Below are 2,141 nucleotides of genomic sequence, written 5' to 3' on the forward strand. Positions count from 1 at the left end.
ACGGTCGGCCAGCCGATGGAGGATGTCGCGGATCACCGCACCGGTGGGCGAGGTCACCACGCCGATCGTGCGCGGCAGATAAGGTAACCGCTCATATTTCCGCTCGCGGTCGAACAGCCCCTCGGCGCCGAGCCGCGCTTTGAGCTTTTCGAAAAGCAGCATCAGCGCGCCTTCGCCCGCGACTTCGAGCGTATCGACTACGAGCTGATATTTCGACCGCCCCGGATAGGTGGTGAGCTTGCCCGTCGCGATTACCTCGATCCCGTCCTCGGGCCGGAAGGCGAGGCGCGCCGCCTGACCCTTCCACATCACCATGTCGATCAGCGCATTATCGTCCTTCAGCGCCGCATAGAAATGCCCCGACGCCGCGCGTTTCGCGCCCGACAATTCACCGCGCACGCGTACGCGTGCGAAGCCATCCTCGACCGTGCGCTTGATCGCCGCAGACAATTGGCTGACCGACAAGGCAGGCGCATTGTCGCCGGGCGCCGCCTCGGCTAACAGCCGCGCTTCGGTGCCATCGTCGGACGCCGTATCGGGAAAAGGGACTGACATGAATATCCTGCTGGTCGGATCGGGGGGCCGCGAACATGCGCTCAGCTGGCAGTTGGCACAATCGCCAAGCTGCGCCAAGCTCTATGCGGCGCCGGGCAATCCCGGCATCGAAGCGCACGCCGAATGCGTTGCGATTGCCGCCGACGATCTCGACGGCCTGATCGCGTTCGTAAAGGCACACGGCATCGATTTCGTCGTCGTCGGCCCCGAGGCGCCGCTCGTCGCGGGCCTCGCCGACAGGCTGCGCGCATTGGGCGTCGCGGTCTTCGGCCCCGGCGCCGCCGCGGCGCGGCTCGAAGGATCGAAGGGCTTCACCAAGGATCTGTGCGCGCGCGCCGGCATCCCGACCGCCGCTTATGTCCGTTGTACCAGTGCCGAGGAAGCACTGGCTTTGCTCGACGGCTTTTCGATTCCCGTCGTGATCAAGGCCGACGGGCTTGCCGCAGGCAAGGGCGTCATCATCGCCGAAACGCGCACCGAGGCCGAAGCCGCCGTCGTTGAAATGTTCGACGGAATGTTCGGCGGCGCGGGCGCCGAAATAGTGATCGAGGAATTCATGACCGGCGAGGAAGCCAGCTTCTTCGCGCTCTCCGACGGCACCGACGTGATCGCTTTCGGCAGCGCGCAGGATCATAAGCGCGTCGGCGACGGCGACGTCGGGCCGAACACCGGTGGCATGGGCGCCTACAGCCCCGCCCCTGTGCTCACCACCGATCTCGAAGCCCAAGTGATGGACCGCATCATCCGTCCGACGGTGGCGACGCTGGCGAGCGAGGGAACGCCCTATATCGGCGTGTTGTTCGCAGGTCTGATGCTCACCGACGCGGGGCCGAAACTGATCGAATATAACGCCCGCTTCGGCGATCCCGAATGCCAGGTGCTGATGATGCGTTACGCGGGCGACCTTGCCGCGCTGCTCTATGCCGCGTCGACCAGCGCGCTCGCGAGCGCGATACCTCCCGCTTTCGCCAGCGATTATGCGCTGACGATCGTGATGGCGGCGAACGGCTATCCGGCCAGCCCCGAAAAGGGCGGCGCGATCCACGGCATCGCCGATGCCGAAGCTGGCGGGGTGCGGGTCTTCCATGCCGGCACTGTGCGCGAGAGCAGCCAGATCGTCGCCGCGGGCGGGCGCGTGCTCAACGTCACCGCGACCGGGCGCACTGTGACTGAGGCACAGGCGCGCGCCTATGCCGCCGTCGACAAGCTCGATTTCAAGACCGGCTTCTGCCGCCGCGATATTGGCTGGCGCGAAGTCGCGCGCGAGGCAGAGTGACCTTTCCCACGACGAAATTCATGGTGGCCCGTTCGTTAAGGTAGACCCGGCACATAAGCCCGCATAGGCTCACCGAAAATCACAAGCGGAGAAGATCATGATTTGGCTTCAGGAAAACTGGATTATCGCGGTCGTCGGCCTCGTCGTTGCCGTCGTGCTGCTCTGGTGGCTGTTCGGTCGCTCGAAACCCGAAGACGTCGCACCGACCGTTGTCGAACCGGCGAAGCCCGCGAAACCGCTCGAACCGGCAAAGCCTGAAATCATTGCCGCCGAACCCGCGCGCTTCAAACCAATCGAGCCCAAGCCGCAG

The 2,141-nt window shown here is 65.1% G+C and carries 2 protein-coding genes and 1 pseudogene; 2 read left to right on the plus strand and 1 reads right to left on the minus strand.

What is annotated here, in order from left to right; genetic code table 11:
* Positions 1-555, minus strand: a 555-nt coding sequence (locus JHC57_RS22155) for an exodeoxyribonuclease VII large subunit (protein WP_294032722.1), incomplete at its 3' end; no start/stop codon positions are given.
* Here JHC57_RS22155 and purD point away from each other — a divergent pair.
* Positions 554-1,831: a phosphoribosylamine--glycine ligase gene (gene purD, locus JHC57_RS22160; RefSeq protein ID WP_294032723.1), complete on the plus strand. Its 1,278-nt coding sequence runs from the start codon at positions 554-556 to the stop codon at positions 1,829-1,831. The two genes, JHC57_RS22155 and purD, sit on opposite strands and share 2 nt — an antisense overlap.
* 97 nt (positions 1,832-1,928) lie before the next feature.
* A pseudogene (locus tag JHC57_RS22165) lies at positions 1,929-2,141 on the plus strand (hypothetical protein); the annotation flags it as partial.

Source organism: Sphingopyxis sp. (assembly GCF_016463645.1).
Lineage (GTDB): Bacteria > Pseudomonadota > Alphaproteobacteria > Sphingomonadales > Sphingomonadaceae > Sphingopyxis.